We start from the raw sequence: 18,727 nt of genomic DNA on the forward strand, positions 1-18,727 counted from the left end.
CCCAGACCTCAGACAAGGACCACGGCCCGGTTGTACGCCACGAGGCTGAACGCCGTGCCCAGGCAGGCCAGGGCCGCCAGCCAGAACAGCAACGGCAGGGCGAGCTGGGCGAGCAGGGGGGCCACCATGACCGCGGGCACCACGCTCACCGCGAAGTTGAAGGGCCAGCCGGAGGAGTGCTCGAACCAGCCGATGGCCAGGCTATGGGGCTCGAACGGGGGGCGGAGGACGGCTCTCCAGCGGCCGCGCCGGGAGTACAGCCCGTGGGAGACGCCCTGGGCGAAGTACAGCAGGGGCCATACCAGCGCGATCCAGCCGAGACCGAGGATCAGGCTCGGCCACGGCACCGCCAGGCTCGGCGGGCCGACGGCCGTGATGGCCTCCCTCGTGCCGTAGGCGAGGAGAAAGACGGTGGCCATGCTGAAGAACGTGTAGACGACGAGCGCCGGCAGAGCACGGACCCAGGACGGGCTCTCGATGACGGAGGACTGTCCGAGCGCGCGCCCCGCCTCCAGCCGCAGTTTCCAGTCGTCCTCGTGTCTGCGCAGGGCCTCCAGCCGCTTGCGTGCGTCGCTGGACAGGGCCTCGTCCTTCAGGGCCGTCGACTGGAACAGCACCTCGCGCAGTTCCCTGACGACCTGGCGGCGTGCCTCCTCGTCCGCTTCCTCCAGCCGGCTCGCGTGTTCCAAGGACTCCATGGCCGTCCCCCGCAGTCCCTCGACCGGTGCCGCCAGCTGTGCCAGTTCCCGCTCCGCCTGAGACCGGCGCCGGGCGCGCCACTTGCGCAGGATCGGACCGAGCAGGTCGTGGAAGAGCTCGTACCGGGGGGTCGCGCCGTGGGACACGCGGCGCAGGATGAGCACACTGCTGCCGCACAGTTCTTCGAGCACGTCCGACAGCAGCCTCTGCAGGGCCGGTTTCTTGAACGGCCACTCCGTCTCCGACTCGTCGTCCCCGAGTCCGAATCTCCGCCGGGCCTGCGGGGTGAAGTCGTGGACGGTCGCCATCTCGGTCAGGTCGTCGACACCGAGCGGGATCTTCGCTCCCGTGGGGGTGACCAGGTACCGGGTGATGGCGTAGAGCACCTCCAGATGCTCGGACGGCAGCGAATCGTCCAGCTTGCCCCGGACGTAGGACCGTACGACCTTGGGGGCGCGGCCCTCCCGTTCGTAGGTGCCGAGGGTGAGCGTGCGGTCGGGGCGGTCCCGGTCGAGCTCCCACAGGTGCTGGCAGACCACCTGGAAGTAGCCCGGTTCGGCGAAGCCTCTCGCTCCGTCCGGTCGGTTCTCGGCCAGGTCGCCCATCATCTGGGGGAACAGCTCGGGGTCGGCCTCGAACGGCGGATCCAGGACCCGCAGCGGTTCGTGGAACGCACGGTAGAGGCTCTTCTCGTTCAGCCGGCCCAGTCGAAGGCCGTTCTCGATCAGCATGGGGACGCGCCGGAGCAGCTCGTCGAGTTCGGCCAAGTGGTCCTCGCGGATGCCGAGCACCACGCGGGCGCCGCTGCGCGGGTGGGTGCCGATGACGGAGAGTTCCTCCCACACCGCCTCCAGCCCCGACGGGTAGTGCAGCGCCTCCTCGAACTGGTCGAGGATCAGCACCGGGCACTGGCCGGTGTCGGCGGCGTGCGCCCGCAGCCCCTCGCACCACGAGCGGCCGGCCCTGCGGGCCGGGAAGGTCTCGGCGATCACCTCGGTGAGCTGCTCGGCGACGGGGGGCCGCCAGGAGTGGACGTGGGCGACCTCGAAGTTCCCCGCCTTGTCGAGCATGGGCCTCAGACCGGCCTGCAGCAACGAGGACTTGCCGACGCCGCTCGGTGCGTAGACGAGGGTGAGGGGGGTCGAGTAGACGAGGTTGAACAGCACCTCGGCATCGCGTTCGCGGCCGAAGAACAGGTGGCGGTCGTCCTCCGTGAAGGGCCGCAGGCCCACGTAGGGGGCGTTGCCGTGGGCTGCCGGTGTCGTGGTCATGCCGCCGCTCCGATCGCCTCGTCCAGTTGGGCCACGAATTCGGCGAGGTCCATGTCGAAGAGTTCGACGTCGCGCTTGTCCCAGAATCGCTTCTCGACCACGGAGACGTTCCGGCGCACGCCCCAGGACCTCAGGACGTCCTTGGGGTTGGGGCGCCGCTGGGCGAGCTGGTAGAGGATCACCCGCATGTTCCAGTCGGCCATGGAGTAGCCGAGGAAGAGCATGCGCCGGTCGTTGAGCAGGTGCGTGGCGATGGCGCTGGGCGGCACCGTGTTGGAGGCGAGCGAGGCGACGAACCGGATGTAGTCGCCCTCGGTCACCACGAGGGTGTCGACGTCCTCGTCCAGGCCGTCGGCGAAGCCGCCGTGCAGTTTGTAGATCAGGGTGGCTCCCGCGTAGTCGTCGAGCACCAGGTCCTGGCTCTGCACCCCCTTGAAGCCCTGGCTCTCGCGCTCTCGGACCCTCAGGTTGTGCGGGCTCCCGGGGTTCGAGTCCTGGATGACCACCGCATAGGGACGGCCGGCCTCGTCGAGCGCCTTCTCCACCAGGCAGTCGTAGTTGGTGGTGATGATCACGAAGGGCCGCGCGGCGGGCGGCTCGATGGCCGCGAGCAGCCGGGCGGTGGGAGGCGGGGTCTGTTCGAGCTGCTCCTCGTAGAACACCTGGCGGAAGCAGCGGCACAGGTCGGTATGGCTGGCCACGCATTCCTCGTAGTACTGCGTGACCTGGGTGAGCGGGTCGCTGGCGGTGCCGGGGTACCCCTTCCAGAGGTCGATCAGGCGTTCCGCGAGGCCCTGGCCGCCGGGCAGCCGGCGCGGTGCGTCGTCGGGCACCCCGGCGTAGGACGCGGCCGCGCCGAGGAACGGCACGGCGCGGCCGTCGACGAGTTCCTTGGCGATGAAGCCGTACGGGGGTGGTTCGATGTCGCTGGAGTTCATCGTGTCGCCTCCTGTCGCCCCTGCGGGCCCGCGGCTCAGCCGTCGGCGTCGTCCGGTGCGACGACGAACACCTCGGACAGCGGCGCGGTGTCGGCCCCCGCGCTGACGAGCAGGTCGTACGTGCCGGGGGGCAGCGGTTCGAGGCTGAACGGCCGGCGCTGCCGCGTCACCGTGACGGGACGGTCGTGGACCGGCCGGCCGGTGAGCCGGTCGGTCACGGTGACGCGCGCCCGCACCTCGGGCAGCTGGGCCTCGCCGAGGGCGCTCACGAAGCCGATCTCGCAGACCACGGGCTCGCTGGTCAGATAGAGGTCGTCGCCGAGGTAGCTGAACCAGGAGGTCACGGCGGCCCGCAGGTCGTCGATGCGCACGTCGTGCAGGGACTGGAGGACGCCCTTGAGATGGTCGAGCATCGCGTCCTGGTTCTGCAGACTCGCATGCCGCTGCGGGACGAACGTGCGCGCGTTCTCGGTGCCCGAGAGCGCGGCGGACAGCTTGGGGACGGTCCCGTCGCCGCTCTCCTCCTGGTCCCCGCGGGTCAGCAGCGTCTCCACCTTCCCGTCCACCAGCCGTGCGGACTGCCGGGTGGGCTGGTCCAGGCCGACGATCGGGTGGTAGGTCACCCCGCGCGCGGCCCAGGCGGGATCCTGGCGGTTGGCGGCGGCGGCCGACTCCATCTCGCCGAAGAACTCGGTCAGATGGGCGGTCCAGTTCGGCTGCCAGCCGGGCAGCCCCGCCTTCACCGGGGTGACCGGCTCGCCGTTCGGCGGGTACACGCACTTGTAGACGGGGACGAGCTGGTGCATCGCGGTGAGGGAGCGGAGCATCCGGCTGAGGTCGTGGGTGAAGGGGCCGAACCGTTTGGCGAAGCCGTTGGCGAGGAACTCGACGGCGTTGAGCGAACCGTAGTACGGCGTCCCGAAGGTCACGACGGCCCTCGTGTCCTTCCAGCCGCCCAGCGCCTCCACGAAGTAGCGGGCGACCAGACCGCCCATGGAATGGCCGATCAGAACCAGTCGGGCGTCGTCGTTGCCGCTGATCCGGCGCCACTCCGTGAGCCAGCCGTGGCTCCGGTCCCTCAGCCGGCGCGCGGCGGCCCGGTTGTCCCGCCGCCAGTCGTAGGGGAACGGGAAGTAGTTCTCGCCCTCCTTGAGGTCGAACCGCGAGGTCAGGAAGGTCTCGATCCGGCTGTAGCCGTCGATCTTCCACAGGCCGGGCAGGGTGTGCAGATCGGGCACCAGCCGCTCGGCGACGATGCCGTCACCGAGGTCGTCGGCCCGCCAGTCGTCGTCCTCCAGCTCCAGCGCGTCCAGGGAGCGGCCCAGGCTGGTGAGCGCTCCGAGCACGGCGCCCAGCGAGGGGGCCCACACGTCCTTGCCGTCCTTGGTGAGCACGCTCCCGGTGATGCCGGGGAGGAGTACGACGACGTCGGTCATGGGGATCCTGGTCATGAGCGGGCCCTTTCTAGTCGCTCCTCGCCCTGACGAACGGGTCGGTCGGGTCTCCGTAGTGCTGGTAGGCGGCCCAGGTGCTGTTCCGGTGCCGTTCCGGCGCGGTGCCCGCCGGGTGCTGAGTCGAGGCGGCGTGCGGGGAGTCGTCGTACAGCGCTCGGCGTGCCGTGTGCACCGCGGCGCCGACGGTGTGCTCGGGTTCGCCCGGCCCGGTCTCCAGCAGATGCGTGTAGAAGGCCTCGGAGAACGCGGTCGCCTGGTCGTCGGGGATGCGCCAGCCCGCTCCGATGTAGTGCGCGACGCCCACCCGCAGGAACTCGTCGGCGAGGCTGGGTACGAGACGGGCCTGCGGACTTCCCCAGGGCGTGCCGGGCGGCGGCTCGGCCGGCGGCGCGGCCCTGCCGGTGCCCGCGAGCAGAGCGGAGTAGCAGGCGTTGGCGACCACGATCCGCGGCGGGCGTTCGAGCTGGGCCAGTTCCTGGGCGGTGAGCAGGCCGTCCGCGAAGACCCAACCCGACCGGACCCCGGAGGCGGAGGCGTCGAAGGAGCTGTGGCCGCAGTAGTGGACGATGTGATGGCCGCCGGCCAGCAGGACGCGCAGGACGTCCAGGCGGCTCGCAGGCGGAACGCCCGCCAGGCGGCCGGCCCCCGCCGCGCCGACGAACAGCGTGACCTCGACGCCCAGGCTGCTGAGCCGGCTCGACACGGCGAACGCCTCGTCGCGCGCTCCCGCCAGCTCGAAACCCTTCTCCGGATCGCCGGGATCGCCGATCACCAGGGCTTTCAGCGGGCCCGCCGCGACCTCTTCGGTGATCACTCGCGAGTAGGGGGTCCGCAGCTGCCGGGAGAGCGGGGTGCGGACGGCCAGCGGGGCGTCCCTCTCGCCGCTGCGCTGCTTGACGTCGGCCAGGAACTCCCAGGGCACGAGCGCGGTCTCCTGGTCCAGCTCCATCAGCACGGTCGCCTCGTCCGTGAGGAGCTGCTGGAAGTCCGCGGGGACCACGAACCGTGACAACAGGTCCGGCAGGTCCCTCGCGTCCTCGGCGCTCGGTTCGGTCAAGCGGTCCACGAGCTGGCGCAACAGGTCCATGTCCACCGGGACGAGCCGCTCGGGAACGGTGGCCCGCTCCGTCAGGGCCGCCCAGCGCAGTCCGCCGACGCCCGACAGGGCGGAGACCCGCACCGGCGTGGCGCCCTGCACGGCGTCCATGGTCCGGCGCACCTTCAGGGACAGGTCCGTCCGGTCGACGTCGGCGAGCCGGCCCAGCTGGGCCCGGACCCGGTGGCGCAGCGAGGGCTCCAGGCCGGCCAGTACCTCGCCCAGCAGGTCGCCGTCGGGCGGTGACCCGGCGCCCTCCGGCGGACCGGCTCCGTCGGGCGTCGTGCCCGTGCGACCGGTGAGCCCCGTCAGCGCCGTGAGCGCGTACACGGCCGCGGACTGGGGCGACAGGCTCCCGCTGCTCTCCTCGCGCAGCCGCGGTGCGATCCGGACCGACGTCTGCTCCCCGGCGCACTCGCGCAGGGCCCGGAGGAGCTGCTCGGCCCGCAGCCGGTCGATCTCCACCACGAGCACCTCGGTGAGCCCGGCCGCCGCCGATGCCGGCGCCTGGGCGCGCAGCGCGCCGGCGAAGCCGTGCACGAGGGCCCGCGCCGCCTCGGCGACGGTGAGATTGCCGGTCCCCGAGCCGATGAGCACCGTGGCGAGCGTCCGTACGTGGCCGAGCCCCATGACCTCGACGAGCAGCGACCTGTGCAACTGGGCGGCGCGGCGCTCCGTCAGGGTGCCCATCGGGCCCATCCCGACGACGGCGGCGGAGCGGACCGTGCCCTCCCGGCAGGGGAAGTACGTCACCTCTCCCAGCTGCGCGTCGATCCAGCCGAGTTTGGTGTGCTCGGTGATGAGCCGGCGCGGCTCGGTGGAGATGGCGTGGTCCAGGGCGCGTTCGGCGGCCGTGGGCAGGACCGCCTGGTAGTGCCCGGTGACGTGCAGATCGGCCGGCACCTCCGGCAGGTCGCCCCAGACCACGGTCACGGTGAGCGGGGGGCGGCCGGCCGGCGGCGGCTCGCGGGACGCCGGAGCGGAGGGGCGCGGGGGCGGCGCGGAGTCCGTGGGCGCGTCCTCCAGCAGGTCGGCGATGCGGACGACGGGGGTGCTCACCTTGTTCCTCCCTTCCGCGCGGGAGCTCCGTCGGAACGGCCGTTCGCCCGGCCTCACTCCATGTGGATGTCGACGGCCATCGAGCCGGCGGCGGGATCGCCCTCGATCTCGAGGGTGACGCCGGTCCACGTGCCGTCGGGCAGGTTGAGCGCCGGGTTCGTCGTCTCGCCGACGATCCTGTTCCCCAGGGACGGGTACAGGTCGTTGGAATCTCCGCGGTTGCCCAGGCCGAAGATCGCGCCCAGATCGCGTCGGCCGTCGGCCTGCAGCAGCTCGATCGCGAGGCGGTCCTCGTCGTTCACGTCGGGGATCGCTTCGTCGACCGTGCAGACGGAGATGCCCTCGTCCGGCAGGAAGGCGTCCTGCCCCCGGCGGCGCCGGTACTCGACGAGGATGTACTGCATCTCCGACATCCTGTCCTCGTTCTGGACGAAGAGCAGGTCGCCGCCCTCCGCGGCCGGCGTCAGCACCACGTCCTTGGTGGTCCTCCTGATGCGCTTCGGGGTGGCCCAGCCGTGGAACATCCGCAGCATGCCGTTGGGGAGCACGGGGGTGAGTCCGCTGTTGCCCCAGGAGCCGGACGCCATCAGGCAGTAGTTGCCGAGGCCGTTGGACTTGGTCGCGTCCAGCTCGCCCGTGTCGTAGTAGTCGGCGTAACGCGCCGCCAGGTGGCCCCACTCGTGCGCGCAGACGCCCATGGCGCAGTCCTCGGGCACGGTGAGGAACGTCTCGACGGTCAGGTTGGGGCCGACGCGGACGCCTCCGGGCACGCCCCACTTGAGGCTCCAGATGTCGTCGGCGCTCTTCGTCTTCTCGGCTCCGGACCCCGCGTGGACGATGAACAGGGCCGTGACCATGTTCTCCTCCAGCGCGTCGAAGGGCGTGAAGTCCACGCCTTCGTCCTTGGCCGCGTGCACCGCGTCCCGGGCCATGCCCTGCGCGTTGCGGGGGAACCCGTTCATGCCGGAGTTGCCGTCGGCGTAGAACGACAGCGGCCGCGGCATCCGGAACCAGCCGTGGACCTCGCCCTGGACGTCGATGCCGCGATCGCCGAGGGCCTCGAAGCCGCTCACCGTGCGGTAGTACTCGCGCATGCTGCCGGTGGGCAGGGAATTCGTGCTGAACAGCAGCTGCTCGTAGTGGCCCGGACGATGGTCCGGGTCGTGCGGCTTGTCGGGGAAGTCGACCAGCAGCACGAGGGTGCGGACGACTCCCTTCAGCTGTTTGTCGGGCCGTGTGATCAGCCGCCGTCCGGGAGCCGGTTCGGCCCGTACGGCGCCGTCGTCGAGGCCGACGAGCCGCTCGCCGCGCCGGGTGGACCGCCACGTGAGGTAGTACTCCTCGAAGGTGGTGCCGTCCGGCAGTCGTCGGGACGTCAGCAGATCCCGGTAGTCGGCGTAGAGCTGGGCCAGTGCTTCGGGGGACAGGGGGACCGGGCAGGGGCCGGTACAGATCGGATCGTGTCGCCGGGGGACTGGGTTCGTGCGTCGCATCGCGACCACTCTTCTGTTCGGATGATCACCGGGCGCCGGGGAGACCGCGGCGCTGAAGACGTCTACGTACGTCATCCGTTTATGCTGTACACATACAGGCTCCACCCGCCCCGGATCGACGTCAAGCGCAGGCCGGGTCGCGCCGGGAACGAGGGAGGTGCGGCCATGGCCGCCCGTAGTCGGCTCAGCCGCGAGCGCGTGGTGGAAGCGGCGCTGCGCGTCGTGGATCACGAGGGTCTGGACAGCCTGAGCATGCGCCGGGTCGCCGACGAGCTGGGCGTGGAGGCCATGGCGATCTACCGGTACACGACCAGCAAGGACGACCTGCTCGACGGGCTGGTCGAGCACCTGTTCATCGAGCTGGAGGAGATGCTGGAGGGCGCCGTGCCCCCCGCCCCGCATCCGGCTCCCGGCCCGCGGGGCGCTGCCGCGCTGCTGTGGCGGGAGACGCTCCTGTGCATAGCGCAGGCGATGTACCGGGTCGCCCTCGCGCACCCCAACGTCGTGCCGCTCGTCGCCACGCGCCCCTTCACCGTGCCGTTGACGCGCCGGCCCCCGGCGGTGCTGCGCGCCCACGAACGTCTGCTCGCCCTGCTGGGCTCGGCCGGTCTGGACGAGGAGACCACGCTGAAGCTCTACCGGGCGTTCATCTCGTGGGTGCTCGGCTACATCGTCATCGAGCTGCGCGAAGTCGTGGACAACCCCGACGAGTCGGATCCGGCCTTCCGCTTCGGCCTGCACCGCCTCCCGGTCAAGGAGTTCCCCCGGCTGCGCTCCCTCGGCCCGGCACTGGCCGCGCGCGGCGGCGAGGAGCAGCTGTCCGCGGGGCTCGACGCGATCCTCAGCCGCTACCTCTGACGCGTCCGGCGCGGACTGTGCGAAGCCGCCCGCGAGGTCGGCGTGACCTTTGTCAGGACGCGAACGTGGCTCGGGCGGGGCGGGCGGCGCCCAGGGCGACCGGGCCGACGCCGGGCGAGGTGTGGGCCAGGGGGTCCCCGTACGGGTCGCCATCGGCACCCCCCGCCGCGCGCACCGCGGTCATCACGAACGGCGTCAGGCTCACCCACGCCCGCCCCCCGTACAGATCGGCTTCGAGTCCGGGCGCCAGCAAGGTCCGTACGTCGTCGGGGCGGTACGGCCAGTGCACGAACGCCTGCCGCCGCCAGTGCATCGACAGCACCGGCAGACGCACGGCAGGCGCGGCGGCGGCGGCTCCACCCTGCGGCAGACCGTTCACCTCACGTCATCCCACTCCTCGGCGGGGGCTTCTTCCCCTTCGACGCTACGCCCCGCCCGCGGCACGGCAACCCACTGCGCCGCGGGTCAGGTTCCCAGAGCACGCGCGAGGTAGGGGGCCGTGCGGCTGTCGGAGTCCGCGGCGACCGCTGCCGGTGGGCCCTGGGCGACGATGCGGCCGCCCGCCGCGCCGCCGCCGGGGCCGAGGTCCAGGACCCAGTCGGCGCCGGCGACCACGTCCATGTCGTGCTCGACCACGACGACGGTGTGGCCGCTGTCCACGAGGGCGTTCAGCTGCGCCATCAGGACCTCGACGTCCGCCGGGTGCAGGCCGGTCGTGGGCTCGTCGAGGACGTAGAGGGTGTGCGTGCGGCGTACGGCCTGGAGCTCGGCGGCCAGTTTGATGCGCTGGGCCTCGCCTCCGGACAGCTCCGTGGCCGGCTGGCCCAGGCGCAGGTAGCCCAGGCCGACGTCGAGGAGGGCCCGCAGGATCCGGGCCGCGGCGGGGGTGCCGGCGAAGAACTCAGCCGCCGACTCCACGGTCAGGTCCAGGACTTCCGCGACCGTCAGCCCGCGCAGGCGGACCTCCAGGGTCTCCGCGTTGTAGCGCGCGCCGTGGCAGTCCGGGCAGGGCGCGTACGTACTCGGCAGGAACAGCAGCTCCACCGCGACGAACCCCTCGCCCTGGCAGGTCTCGCAGCGGCCTCCCCCGGAGGAGGCGCCCCCAGCCACGTTGAACGAGAAACGCCCCGCCTTGTAGCCGCGCGCCCGGGCCTCGTCCGTGGCGGCGAACAGCTTGCGGACGATGTCGAACAGGCCCGTGTACGTCGCCGGGTTGGAGCGGGGCGTACGGCCGATGGGCCGCTGATCGACCGTCACGACCCGCTCCACGCCCGGGAGTTCCTCCGTCAGTGTGCCCACCAGCGTGGACTTGCCGGAGCCCGAGACACCCGTCACCGCCGTCAGTACGCCCAGCGGGAAGGCCGCGTCCAGGTCCACCAGGTTGTGCCTGGTGATCGGGCCGGTGCGCAGCCAGCCCGTCGGCTCCCGCACCTCCCGCCCCGGCCGGGACTCCCGGTCGAACAAGTACCGGCGCGTCGCCGACTCCGCCACCGCGGCCAGCTCCTGGGGCGGGCCGCTGTGCAGCACCCGGCCCCCGTGCACCCCCGCCCGCGGGCCCACGTCCACCAGCCAGTCCGCGTGCCGCACCACGTCCAGGTGGTGCTCCACCACGAACACCGTGTTCCCGGCGGCCTTCAGCCGGTCCAGGACCACGAGCAGCGCCTCGGCGTCCGCCGGGTGCAGCCCGGCCGACGGCTCGTCCAGGACGTACACGACGCCGAAGAGCCCGGACCGCAGCTGCGTGGCCAGCCGCAGTCGCTGCAGCTCGCCGTTGGAGAGCGTCGGCGTCGCGCGGTCCAGGCTCAGATAGCCGAGGCCCAGCTCCGTCACCGTCGCGATCCGCGCGACCAGGTCCTCGGTCAGCACCCTTGCCGTCTCGTCGCCCCGCACCGCCGGGTCGCCCAGCACCTCCGCCAGCTCCGTCAGCGGCAGCGCCGCCAGCTCCGCGACGGTCCGCCCCGCGAACGTCACCGCCAGCGCCTCCGGGCGCAGCCGCCGGCCCCCGCACACCGCGCACGGCGCGCTGGTCAGGAACCGCTCCGCCTTCGCCCGCAGCGTCGCGCTCTTCGACTCGGCGAAGGTGTGCGTCACGTACCGCCGGGCGCTCATGTACGTGCCCTGGTACGGGCGTTGGATGCGGCCCGCCTCCCGTACCGGGTGCACCGTCACCACGGGCTGCTCGTCGGTGAACAGGATCCACTCGCGGTCCTTCGCCGCCAGCTCACGCCACGGCCGGTCCACGTCGTACCCGAGCGCGTCGAGCACGTCCCGCAGGTTCTTGCCCTGCCAGGCGCCCGGCCAGGCCGCGATCGCGCCCTCCCGGATCGACAGCGACGGGTCGGGGACGAGCAGCTCCTCGTTCGTGGTGTGCACCCGGCCCAGGCCGTGGCACTCCGGACAGGCCCCTGCGGCGGTGTTGGGCGAGAAGGCGTCCGAGTCGAGCCGAGGCGCGCCGGGCGGGTAGTCGCCGGCGCGCGAGTACAGCATGCGCAGCGAGTTGGACAGCGTGGTGACCGTGCCGACGGAGGAGCGGGCGTTCGGCGCGGAACGGCGCTGCTCCAGCGAGACCGCCGGAGGCAGCCCGGTGATCTCCCCGACCTTCGGCGCGCCCACCTGGTGGATCAGCCGGCGCGCGTACGGGGCCACCGACTCGAAGTACCGCCGCTGCGCCTCGGCGTACACGGTCCCGAACGCGAGCGACGACTTGCCGGAGCCGGAGACCCCGGTGAACACCGTGAGCGCGTCGCGCGGCAGGTCCACGTCGACGTCCCGCAGGTTGTGCTCCCGCGCGCCCCGCACCCTCACGAACGGATCGCGCCCGGGCGCGCCGGGCGGGGGAGTGCGGAGGTCACCGGGGTTCTGCGGGTCCTGCGGGGTGGGGCTGCCGTGCATTCCCCCGAGTCTAGGCGGGTCTGCGAGGCCCAGCCGCAGCGCGCTGCCGACGTCCCGCCCTACGCGCCCGCCGCCGCCCCCTCGGGGGCGAGCCCGACCGCGTCGGCCAGGAGGCGGAAGGAATCCAGCAGGGCGGCGCGGTCGTACGTGCTCGTCGTCACCAGCACCTCCTGCGCCCCGCCCTCCTTCACCAGGCCCTCCAGCGCCTCGCGGACCTGGTCCCCGGTGCCGTACAGGTGGCCGCGCAGACCCTGCTCGTAGAAGCCGCGCTCCTTGTCCGTCATCGTCAGGGCCTCGATCCGCTCCGGCGGCAGCAGGGGCGGGAAGGTCCCGTGGGTCCGGGAATACGCCTGCGACCAGGCCTCCGGGAGCAGCAGCCGGTGCGCCTCGGCCTCCGTCCGGGCGACGGCAACCGTGCCGGACACCACGACGTACGGCTCCGCCGCCCACGACGACGGCCGGAACGCGGCCCGGTACCGGTCGATCGCGGACAGCATCCGGTCGCGGCCGCGCAGGTCGCCGATGACCAGCGGCAGCCCGGCCGCCGCGGCGATCGCCGCGCCCTCGCCGGTGGCGAGCACGTACGGCGGGACGCGCAGGCCCTCGGCGGGGCGGGCGTGCACGTGCGGATGGGCCGTCTGGGTGCCGTCGAACCAGCCGAGCAGCTCGTCCAGTTGCTCGGCGAAACGCCCGGCCTCCTCCTTCTCGCGGCCCAGCGCCCGCCGGACCCCGTCGGTGAACCCGACGGAACGCCCGAGGCCCATGTCGATCCGTCCCGGATACAGCGCCTCCAGGACGCCGAACTGCTCGGCCACGACGAGGGGTTGGTGGTTGGGCAGCATCACTCCGCCGGTGCCCACCCGGATCGTCCGGGTCGCCCCGGCGACGGCGGCGGCGAGCACGGTCGGCGCGGACCCCGCGACTCCGGGCACGCCGTGGTGCTCGGACACCCAGAACCGGTGGTAGCCCAGCCGCTCCACCTCCTGGGCCAGCCGCACGGTGTCACGCAGGGCCCGGGCGCCGTCCTGGCCCTCACGGGTCCGGGAACGGTCGAGAACGGAGAAGCGGATGTCCGCGCCGAGGAAGCTCACGTACGGTTCAACGTTCACGCGGCCCCGGGATTCCCGCGGGCTCACGGTCCTGCGGTGCGCGCGGAAGTGACCGCGGGTCCTTGTGCGGCAGGCCGGGCACCAGCGCGAATGCCTCGGGGAAACAGGTTCGCGCCGAGGCCGACACGCAGGCCCTCGCATGGGGCCGCTGCTTCCCCTCGGCGGCCCGCCCCGGATGATCGGGGGCATGGTGCTGGAGTTTCTGTCCGTCGCCGCGCTGGTCGTGGTGCTGGTCTGCGCGGTCGTTCGTCCTTTCCGCTGGCCGGAGGCCGCGTTCGCGGTGCCCGCCGCCGCGCTCGTCGTCGTGGCCGGGGCGATCCCGATGGCCGACGTCCGGGACGAGGCCGCCCGGCTCGGGCCGGTGATCGGCTTCCTGGCCGCCGTGCTGGTGCTCGCGAAGCTCTGCGACGACGAGGGGCTCTTCCACGCCTGCGGGACCTGGATGGCGCGCTGGTCGCGGCACCGGCCGCGGCGCCTGCTCGGGGCGGTGTTCGCCCTCGCGTCCGCGATCACGGCGGCGCTGAGCCTGGACGCCACCGTGGTCCTGCTGACCCCGGTGGTCTTCGCCACCGCCGCCCGGATGGGCGCCCGGCCGAAGCCGCACGTCTACGCCAGCGCCCACCTGTCGAACACCGCCTCGCTGCTGCTGCCGGTGTCGAACCTGACGAACCTGCTCGCGTTCACCGCCGCCGGGCTCACCTTCACGCGCTTCGCCCTGCTGATGACCCTGCCGTGGCTGGCCGCCATCGCCGTCGAGTACGCGGTCTTCCGCCGGTTCTTCGCCCGCGACCTCGACGCACCCGCCGAACCGGTGGAGCCGGACGAGCCGCCGGAGCTTCCGCTGTTCGCGCTCGTCACCGTGGCGGCGACGCTGGTGGGGTTCGCCGTGGCCTCGGCGATCGGCGTGGACCCGGCCTGGGCGGCGGCCGCGGGGGCGACGGTGATGGCGGTACGCGCGCTGGCCCGGCGTCACACCACACCGGCGGCGATCGTCCGCTCCGCCGCCGTACCGTTCCTCGCGTTCGTCCTCGCCCTCGGCATCGTCGTACGGGCCGTCGTCGACCAAGGACTCGGCGAGGCGCTCGGGCGGCTGGTGCCCGACGGCACCTCCCTGCCGGCGCTGCTCGGCACCGCGGCGCTCGCGGCCCTGCTCGCCAACCTGATCAACAACCTCCCCGCCGTCCTCGCCCTCATCCCGCTGGCCGCCCCCTCCGGTCCCGGCGCCGTCCTGGCCGTCCTGCTGGGCGTGAACATCGGCCCCAACCTCACGTACGCCGGCTCGCTGGCCACCCTCCTGTGGCGGCGGATCGCCCACGGCCACGACCACGAGATCCGGCTGAGGGAGTTCACCCTCCTGGGCCTGCTCACCGTTCCCGCCGCCCTTCTCGCGGCCACGGTCGCCCTGTGGATCTCGCTGGAGGTGATCGGTCCGTGAGATCCGCTCACCCGTGAACGTCGTCGGGTGGGCGGCACCGCTGCGTGATCAGCCCGTGAAGGACTCCGGACCGAAGCGCCCCCAGGCGACGAACGCCGCCAGCACGAGGTAGACCACGTCGCCCGCGATCGTCGCTCGCTCGCCCCGCCGGAGCCGCATGGTGATCGCGCCGGTGAAGAGCAGGACGAGTCCGGTGGCGGCCAGCGGCACGAGGACCGGCGCGATGCCGAGCACCGCCGGCAGGATCAGCCCGGTCGCGGCAAGGAGCTCGACCGCGCCGATCGCCTTGAGCGCGGTGGGGCTGAAGTCGTGGACCCACTGCGCGGCGGCACCGCCCATGGCGGACATCTTGTCCTGCGACACGAACATCTTGGCGCTGCCGACCAGGCAGACAACGGCGAGCAGGCCGGCGGTGATCCACAGTGCGACGTTCATCATCAGCTCCCTGATCGTGGTCTTCCGTCACCCGAGACGAGACAGCGGCCGGTCCTGTGACATGCGCGGTCGCGCCGGCGGGGGAGACGTGGGTCACATGCCGTCGTGTCACAGGGACGGGTGCTGCCTCGTCTCGGGAGGTGAAGGCACCGGGAAGCACCCGACGAGCACCGAGGAGCAATCGATGGACGCGCGACTGAACTACTTCGCCAGCCCGACCGCCGGGAAGGCCTTCAAGCACTTCATGGCGGTGGGCAAGGTGCTCAAGGAGTCGCCGCTGCCCGCGGCCCTCCAGGAGCTGGTGGCCCTGCGGGTGAGCCAGATCAACGGCTGCGCGGTCTGCCTGGACATGCACACCAAGGAGGCCGCGGCCGCCGGTGAGTCGGCGGTGAGGCTCGCGCTGGTGGCGGCCTGGCGTGAGGCGACGGTCTTCACCGAGGCGGAACGGGCGGCGCTGGAGCTGGCCGAGCGGGCGACGCGGATCGCGGACGGGGCCGGCGGGGTCGGCGACGACGTGTGGGCGCGGGTCACCGAGCACTACGACGAGGAACAGCTCACCGCCCTCGTACTCCTCGTCTCGTTCATGAACACGGTGAACCGGCTGAACGTCATCACCCAGCAGCCCGCCGGCGACTACCAGGTCGGCCAGTTCCACTGAGAGCGGCGCCTGTAGCAGGTACCCGGTCGGCTCCAGGCTTCAGGCTCCAGGCTTCAGCAGCGCCACTCTTGCCGGACTCGACGGTCGACCGGATGATCACGACAAGCCCGACGCGCCGGCACCCCCGGCGCGTCGGCACCGCGACCACGAGGGGGACAAGGTGAACAAGGTCGAGGAGTTCGAGGAGCTCAGGCCGCTGCTGTTCTCGATCGCCTACCGGATCCTGGGCAGCGTCAGCGAGGCCGAGGACGCGGTGCAGGAGACCTGGCTCCGCTTCGACGCCTCGACGACCCGGCCCGTGTCGGCCAAGGCGTTCCTGTCGGCCGCCGTGACCCGGATCGCGATCGACGTGCTCCGCTCCGCCCGCGTACGACGGGAGGAGTACGTCGGCCCGTGGCTGCCCGAGCCGCTGCTCCAGGACCCGTACCAGGACCCGGCACGGGCTGCGGAGCTGGCCGACTCGGTGTCGATGGCGGCGCTCCTGCTCCTGGAACGGCTCAGTCCGCTGGAACGGTCGGTGTTCGTGCTGCGCGAGGTCTTCGCGTTCGGCTTCGACGAGATCGCCTCGGCGGTGGGGCGTTCGGAAGCCGCCTGCCGGCAGCTGCTCGTACGCGCCCGTCGTCACATGGAGGCGGGGCGGCCTCGGTTCGAGGCCGACCGGCAGGAGAGGCAGGCCCTGGCGGAGCGGTTCTTCGAGGCGCTGTCGCAGGGCGATGTCGACGGGCTGCAGCGTCTGCTGTCCGAGGACGTCCAACTCGTCGGTGACGGCGGCGGCAAGGCCCCGCAATTGGCCAGGGCCGTCGCCGGAGCCCGGAACGTGGCCAAGCTCCTCGCCGGGGTCTACCCGCTCATGGCCCGGATCGACATCACCTTCGAACCGCACGAGGTCAACGGCCAGCCGGGCGCCGTCTTCCGCGACCGGGACGGCAGGATCCTGCACACCCTGGCCCTCGATGTCCTCGACGGGCGGATCCAGACCATCCGCTCGGTCATCAACCCCGACAAGCTCGGCCACCTCGGCCCGGTCGCCGACGCCTGGGCCGTCGACCGCGAGTTCAAGCGGACCCGCGGAATGACGAGGTAGCCGTCCCCGGCGGCCCCGGGGAAGCGAAACGGCGACGACCACTGGACGGTGGAAGCCGTCCGCGACTGGTGGCGGGAGCGAGCCCGTGTCCGGGAATGGGCTGTCGCCATAGCCGCCGACTGGGGCGCGGACACCCACCCCCACGGGGACTTCAACGCCGACCCGCGCCACCTCGGCCACTACCACGACGCGGCTCAGGGGCATCGTGACTTCATCGCCTACATCGACGACGGCCTGGAGCCCTAGCTGCGCGGCTACCTCTTCTGGCTCGACCAGCGCCGCGAGCCGCGGGCGGGCGAAGCCCTTCCCCGCCTCTAGGCCGACGCCCTTCCCAGGAGTTCGGCGAGGCCGCGGCGGGTGGCGGCGATGACGATGCGGTCCTCGGGGCGCAGGACGTAGCCGGGGTGGAGGTCCCACAGGAGCCGGGAGCCTTCGCCGTCGGGGGAGGAGGCCAGGTCGGGGCGGCGCGCGGCGGGGTCGGCGGTGTCGAGGGCCAGGACGCGCCAGGCGCCGGGGCGGAAGGCCTCCGTCACGGTGCGGCCTTCGAACTGGGGGTGGCCGGCGACGGGCAGGGCCGCGAAGAGAAGCACCTTGCGCTCGACGGGGATGGCGCCGAGGATCTGGCGGCCCATCATGGCGCCGGCGAAGGCGGGAGCGGCGAGGTGGGTCACGCTGCGGCTGCGGGTGAGGGCGTCCGGGTGGGCGGTGCGGAGGGTGCGGTACACCGCGGTGGCGAAGTCGTCGTCGTACAGGCGCAGCCCCACGCGCAGGTCGGCCTTGAGTGTGCGGGCGGAGAGGACGGCCTCGAGGTTGGTGGTGTCGGAGCTCGTGAGCGCGAGCAGAGCGTGGGCCCGGTGGATCCGCGCCGCCTCCAGGACGCCCTCGTCCGTGACGTCGCCGACCACGACGGGCACGCCGAGGCTGCGGGCGAGCGGGATGCCTCGCGCGTCCAGGTCCTCTTCCACGCACACCACCGGGATGTCGAGTTCCCGCAGCCGGGCGAGCACGCGGCTGCCGATCTTGCCCAGGCCCAGGAGCACGACGTGCCCGGACAGGCCGCGGGGCGGGCGGCGCAGGGCCGCCGTGCCCGTGAAGGTGCCCAGCGCCTCCAGCGCGCCGGCGATCAGCAGCGGCAGCAGTGCGAGGCCCACCAGGCCGGACAGGAGTTGGAGCAGTTGCCGGGAGGCGGGTTCGCCGACCGCCGGGTCGCCGATCGAGAACAGGTCGAGGAGTGTGAGGTACGCGGACTGCAGGAACCCCTTGTCGCCGGTGAGCCACGCCGCCACCGCGAGGGCGAGCACGGAACCGGCGATGGCGGCGAGCGACCAGCGCAGACGCCCCGAAAGGACCTCCGTCAGGGGCGCTCCCCGGCGTCCGAGGCGACGGGCGGGCAGGAGCGGACCCGCGTACCGCACAGTCTCCAGAACGATGCTCCCGCGGCCCGCGGAGCTCGCCACGGTCCAGTCGTCGGGGAGGAGTTGTGGGGCCTGCGGACCGCTCGCCTCGGAGCCCTCGGCTCCCGCGGGATCCGCGGTGGTGGACGACAGCAACGCCAGGGTGCACAGTCCGGAGTCCGGTACCTCACCGCGTCCGGGCGGCGTGCGCTCGACGGCCCGCAGGAGCAGACCGTCCGCCTGGACGACCTTGCTCGTGCCTGCGACGGCGGTGGCCGCGAGGGCGGGGGCGGCCGTGTCCGCGTCCGAGAGGACCGTCGTGGACGCCTCCAGCGTCGCCCGGTCCATGTCCGGCATCGCCAAGAGCGCTGCCTGGTCGAGCAGTTCCTCCATGTGCAGGCCGAGCTTCCGGTTGTACATACGGATCACCAGCCGCAGGTCCGGGTGCAGCCGACGGGCGGCCAGCGCCGTGCGGAGGTTCGTCTCGTCGTCCTCGTAGAGCAGCGCCAGAGCGGAGGCCCGCCCCACCCCGGCACGCAGCAGCACGTCGTCGCCGGGGGAGTCGGAGAGGATCTCCTGCACAGGAAGAGGGGCTCCTCCGCTCGTGTCGTCCGCCTCGGGAGTGCCCGGCTGCCGCACCGTGGCGAGCCTGCTCATGAGTCCGGCGGCCCGCGACGCGAGGGCGGCCGGACTGCGGTCCGCGTCGGACCGGACCCGGCTCCCGGGGACGACGAGGACGACCCGCTGGCGGTAGACCTCGCGCAGTTCGGCCGCCAGACGGTGGGCGAGACCGTCGTCCCCGCAGACCACCATGTGCCCTGCCGTCGGTACCCGAGTGTTCTGGTGCGGCAG

The 18,727-nt window shown here is 72.5% G+C and carries 15 protein-coding genes; 5 read left to right on the forward strand and 10 right to left on the reverse strand.

Features of this window, described 5'->3' with window-relative positions:
• Positions 1-8: 8 nt before the first annotated feature.
• Genes ACNJ93_RS29710 through ACNJ93_RS29730 form a run of 5 tightly spaced genes read right to left on the reverse strand, consistent with a single transcriptional unit; the run spans position 9 to position 8,010 of the window.
• Positions 9-1,970, reverse strand: a complete 1,962-nt coding sequence (locus ACNJ93_RS29710; protein WP_418960542.1) for an ATP-binding protein — start codon at positions 1,968-1,970, stop codon at positions 9-11.
• Positions 1,967-2,908 carry an SIR2 family NAD-dependent protein deacylase gene (locus ACNJ93_RS29715; RefSeq protein WP_418960543.1) on the reverse strand — a complete coding sequence of 314 codons (942 nt, stop codon included), beginning with the start codon at positions 2,906-2,908 and terminating at the stop codon, positions 1,967-1,969. The genes ACNJ93_RS29710 and ACNJ93_RS29715 overlap by 4 nt, the downstream gene beginning before the upstream one ends.
• A 35-nt stretch (positions 2,909-2,943) precedes the next feature.
• Positions 2,944-4,359 (reverse strand): lipase family alpha/beta hydrolase, encoded by a 1,416-nt coding sequence (locus ACNJ93_RS29720; protein ID WP_418960544.1) that lies wholly within the window; start codon positions 4,357-4,359, stop codon positions 2,944-2,946.
• Positions 4,360-4,372: 13 nt separating this feature from the next.
• Positions 4,373-6,517 (reverse strand): CHAT domain-containing protein, encoded by a 2,145-nt coding sequence (locus ACNJ93_RS29725; protein WP_418960545.1) that lies wholly within the window; start codon positions 6,515-6,517, stop codon positions 4,373-4,375.
• A gap of 53 nt (positions 6,518-6,570) precedes the next feature.
• Positions 6,571-8,010: a M6 family metalloprotease domain-containing protein gene (locus ACNJ93_RS29730; RefSeq protein ID WP_418960546.1), complete on the reverse strand. Its 1,440-nt coding sequence runs from the start codon at positions 8,008-8,010 to the stop codon at positions 6,571-6,573.
• A gap of 165 nt (positions 8,011-8,175) precedes the next feature.
• Here ACNJ93_RS29730 and ACNJ93_RS29735 point away from each other — a divergent pair, with 165 nt between their 5' ends.
• On the forward strand, positions 8,176-8,868 hold the full coding sequence (locus tag ACNJ93_RS29735) for a TetR/AcrR family transcriptional regulator (RefSeq protein ID WP_418960547.1): 693 nt from the start codon (positions 8,176-8,178) through the stop codon (positions 8,866-8,868).
• 52 nt (positions 8,869-8,920) lie between these two features.
• On the opposite strand, the gene ACNJ93_RS29740 is transcribed toward ACNJ93_RS29735, so the two are convergent.
• The 3 genes from ACNJ93_RS29740 to ACNJ93_RS29750 form a co-directional block, all read right to left on the reverse strand.
• Positions 8,921-9,247, reverse strand: a complete 327-nt coding sequence (locus tag ACNJ93_RS29740; protein ID WP_418960548.1) for a DUF2071 domain-containing protein — start codon at positions 9,245-9,247, stop codon at positions 8,921-8,923.
• Positions 9,248-9,333: 86 nt separating this feature from the next.
• Positions 9,334-11,760 carry an ATP-binding cassette domain-containing protein gene (locus tag ACNJ93_RS29745; protein WP_418960549.1) on the reverse strand — a complete coding sequence of 809 codons (2,427 nt, stop codon included), beginning with the start codon at positions 11,758-11,760 and terminating at the stop codon, positions 9,334-9,336.
• 59 nt (positions 11,761-11,819) lie between these two features.
• Positions 11,820-12,869, reverse strand: a complete 1,050-nt coding sequence (locus ACNJ93_RS29750) for an LLM class flavin-dependent oxidoreductase (protein WP_418960550.1) — start codon at positions 12,867-12,869, stop codon at positions 11,820-11,822.
• Positions 12,870-13,056: 187 nt separating this feature from the next.
• Between ACNJ93_RS29750 and ACNJ93_RS29755 the strand changes: the two genes are divergently transcribed.
• The gene (locus ACNJ93_RS29755) at positions 13,057-14,304 is read left to right on the forward strand and encodes an SLC13 family permease (RefSeq protein WP_418960551.1); all 1,248 of its coding nucleotides are present in this window, start codon (positions 13,057-13,059) and stop codon (positions 14,302-14,304) included.
• A 48-nt stretch (positions 14,305-14,352) separates the two neighbouring features.
• On the opposite strand, the gene ACNJ93_RS29760 is transcribed toward ACNJ93_RS29755, so the two are convergent.
• Positions 14,353-14,739: a DoxX family protein gene (locus ACNJ93_RS29760; RefSeq protein ID WP_418961576.1), complete on the reverse strand. Its 387-nt coding sequence runs from the start codon at positions 14,737-14,739 to the stop codon at positions 14,353-14,355.
• Positions 14,740-14,923: 184 nt separating this feature from the next.
• On the opposite strand from ACNJ93_RS29760, the gene ACNJ93_RS29765 reads away from it, so the two are divergent.
• The 3 genes from ACNJ93_RS29765 to ACNJ93_RS29775 all read left to right on the forward strand — a co-directional run bounded on the left by ACNJ93_RS29765 (position 14,924) and on the right by ACNJ93_RS29775 (position 16,727).
• Positions 14,924-15,397: a carboxymuconolactone decarboxylase family protein gene (locus tag ACNJ93_RS29765; protein WP_418960552.1), complete on the forward strand. Its 474-nt coding sequence runs from the start codon at positions 14,924-14,926 to the stop codon at positions 15,395-15,397.
• A 160-nt stretch (positions 15,398-15,557) separates the two neighbouring features.
• The gene (locus tag ACNJ93_RS29770) at positions 15,558-16,481 is read left to right on the forward strand and encodes an RNA polymerase sigma-70 factor (protein WP_418960553.1); all 924 of its coding nucleotides are present in this window, start codon (positions 15,558-15,560) and stop codon (positions 16,479-16,481) included.
• Positions 16,482-16,529: 48 nt separating this feature from the next.
• Positions 16,530-16,727: a hypothetical protein gene (locus ACNJ93_RS29775; protein ID WP_418960554.1), complete on the forward strand. Its 198-nt coding sequence runs from the start codon at positions 16,530-16,532 to the stop codon at positions 16,725-16,727.
• A 68-nt stretch (positions 16,728-16,795) separates the two neighbouring features.
• Here ACNJ93_RS29775 and ACNJ93_RS29780 read toward each other — a convergent pair whose 3' ends face one another.
• Positions 16,796-18,688, reverse strand: a complete 1,893-nt coding sequence (locus ACNJ93_RS29780) for an NAD-binding protein (protein ID WP_418960555.1) — start codon at positions 18,686-18,688, stop codon at positions 16,796-16,798.
• Positions 18,689-18,727: the final 39 nt, after the last annotated feature.

This window comes from Streptomyces tritici, from assembly GCF_048500665.1.
GTDB lineage: Bacteria > Actinomycetota > Actinomycetes > Streptomycetales > Streptomycetaceae > Streptomyces > Streptomyces tritici.

Excerpts from the sequence above, each read along its gene's own strand:
- ACNJ93_RS29710 (WP_418960542.1), bottom strand. The coding sequence starts at position 1,970 with ATGACCACGACACCGGCAGCCCACGGCAACGCCCCCTACGTGGGCCTG.
- ACNJ93_RS29715 (WP_418960543.1), bottom strand. The coding sequence starts at position 2,908 with ATGAACTCCAGCGACATCGAACCACCCCCGTACGGCTTCATCGCCAAG.
- ACNJ93_RS29720 (WP_418960544.1), bottom strand. The coding sequence starts at position 4,359 with ATGACCAGGATCCCCATGACCGACGTCGTCGTACTCCTCCCCGGCATC.
- ACNJ93_RS29730 (WP_418960546.1), bottom strand. The coding sequence starts at position 8,010 with ATGCGACGCACGAACCCAGTCCCCCGGCGACACGATCCGATCTGTACC.
- ACNJ93_RS29735 (WP_418960547.1), top strand. The coding sequence starts at position 8,176 with ATGGCCGCCCGTAGTCGGCTCAGCCGCGAGCGCGTGGTGGAAGCGGCG.
- ACNJ93_RS29745 (WP_418960549.1), bottom strand. The coding sequence starts at position 11,760 with ATGCACGGCAGCCCCACCCCGCAGGACCCGCAGAACCCCGGTGACCTC.
- ACNJ93_RS29755 (WP_418960551.1), top strand. The coding sequence starts at position 13,057 with ATGGTGCTGGAGTTTCTGTCCGTCGCCGCGCTGGTCGTGGTGCTGGTC.
- ACNJ93_RS29760 (WP_418961576.1), bottom strand. The coding sequence starts at position 14,739 with ATGAACGTCGCACTGTGGATCACCGCCGGCCTGCTCGCCGTTGTCTGC.
- ACNJ93_RS29765 (WP_418960552.1), top strand. The coding sequence starts at position 14,924 with ATGGACGCGCGACTGAACTACTTCGCCAGCCCGACCGCCGGGAAGGCC.
- ACNJ93_RS29780 (WP_418960555.1), bottom strand. The coding sequence starts at position 18,688 with ATGGTGGTCTGCGGGGACGACGGTCTCGCCCACCGTCTGGCGGCCGAA.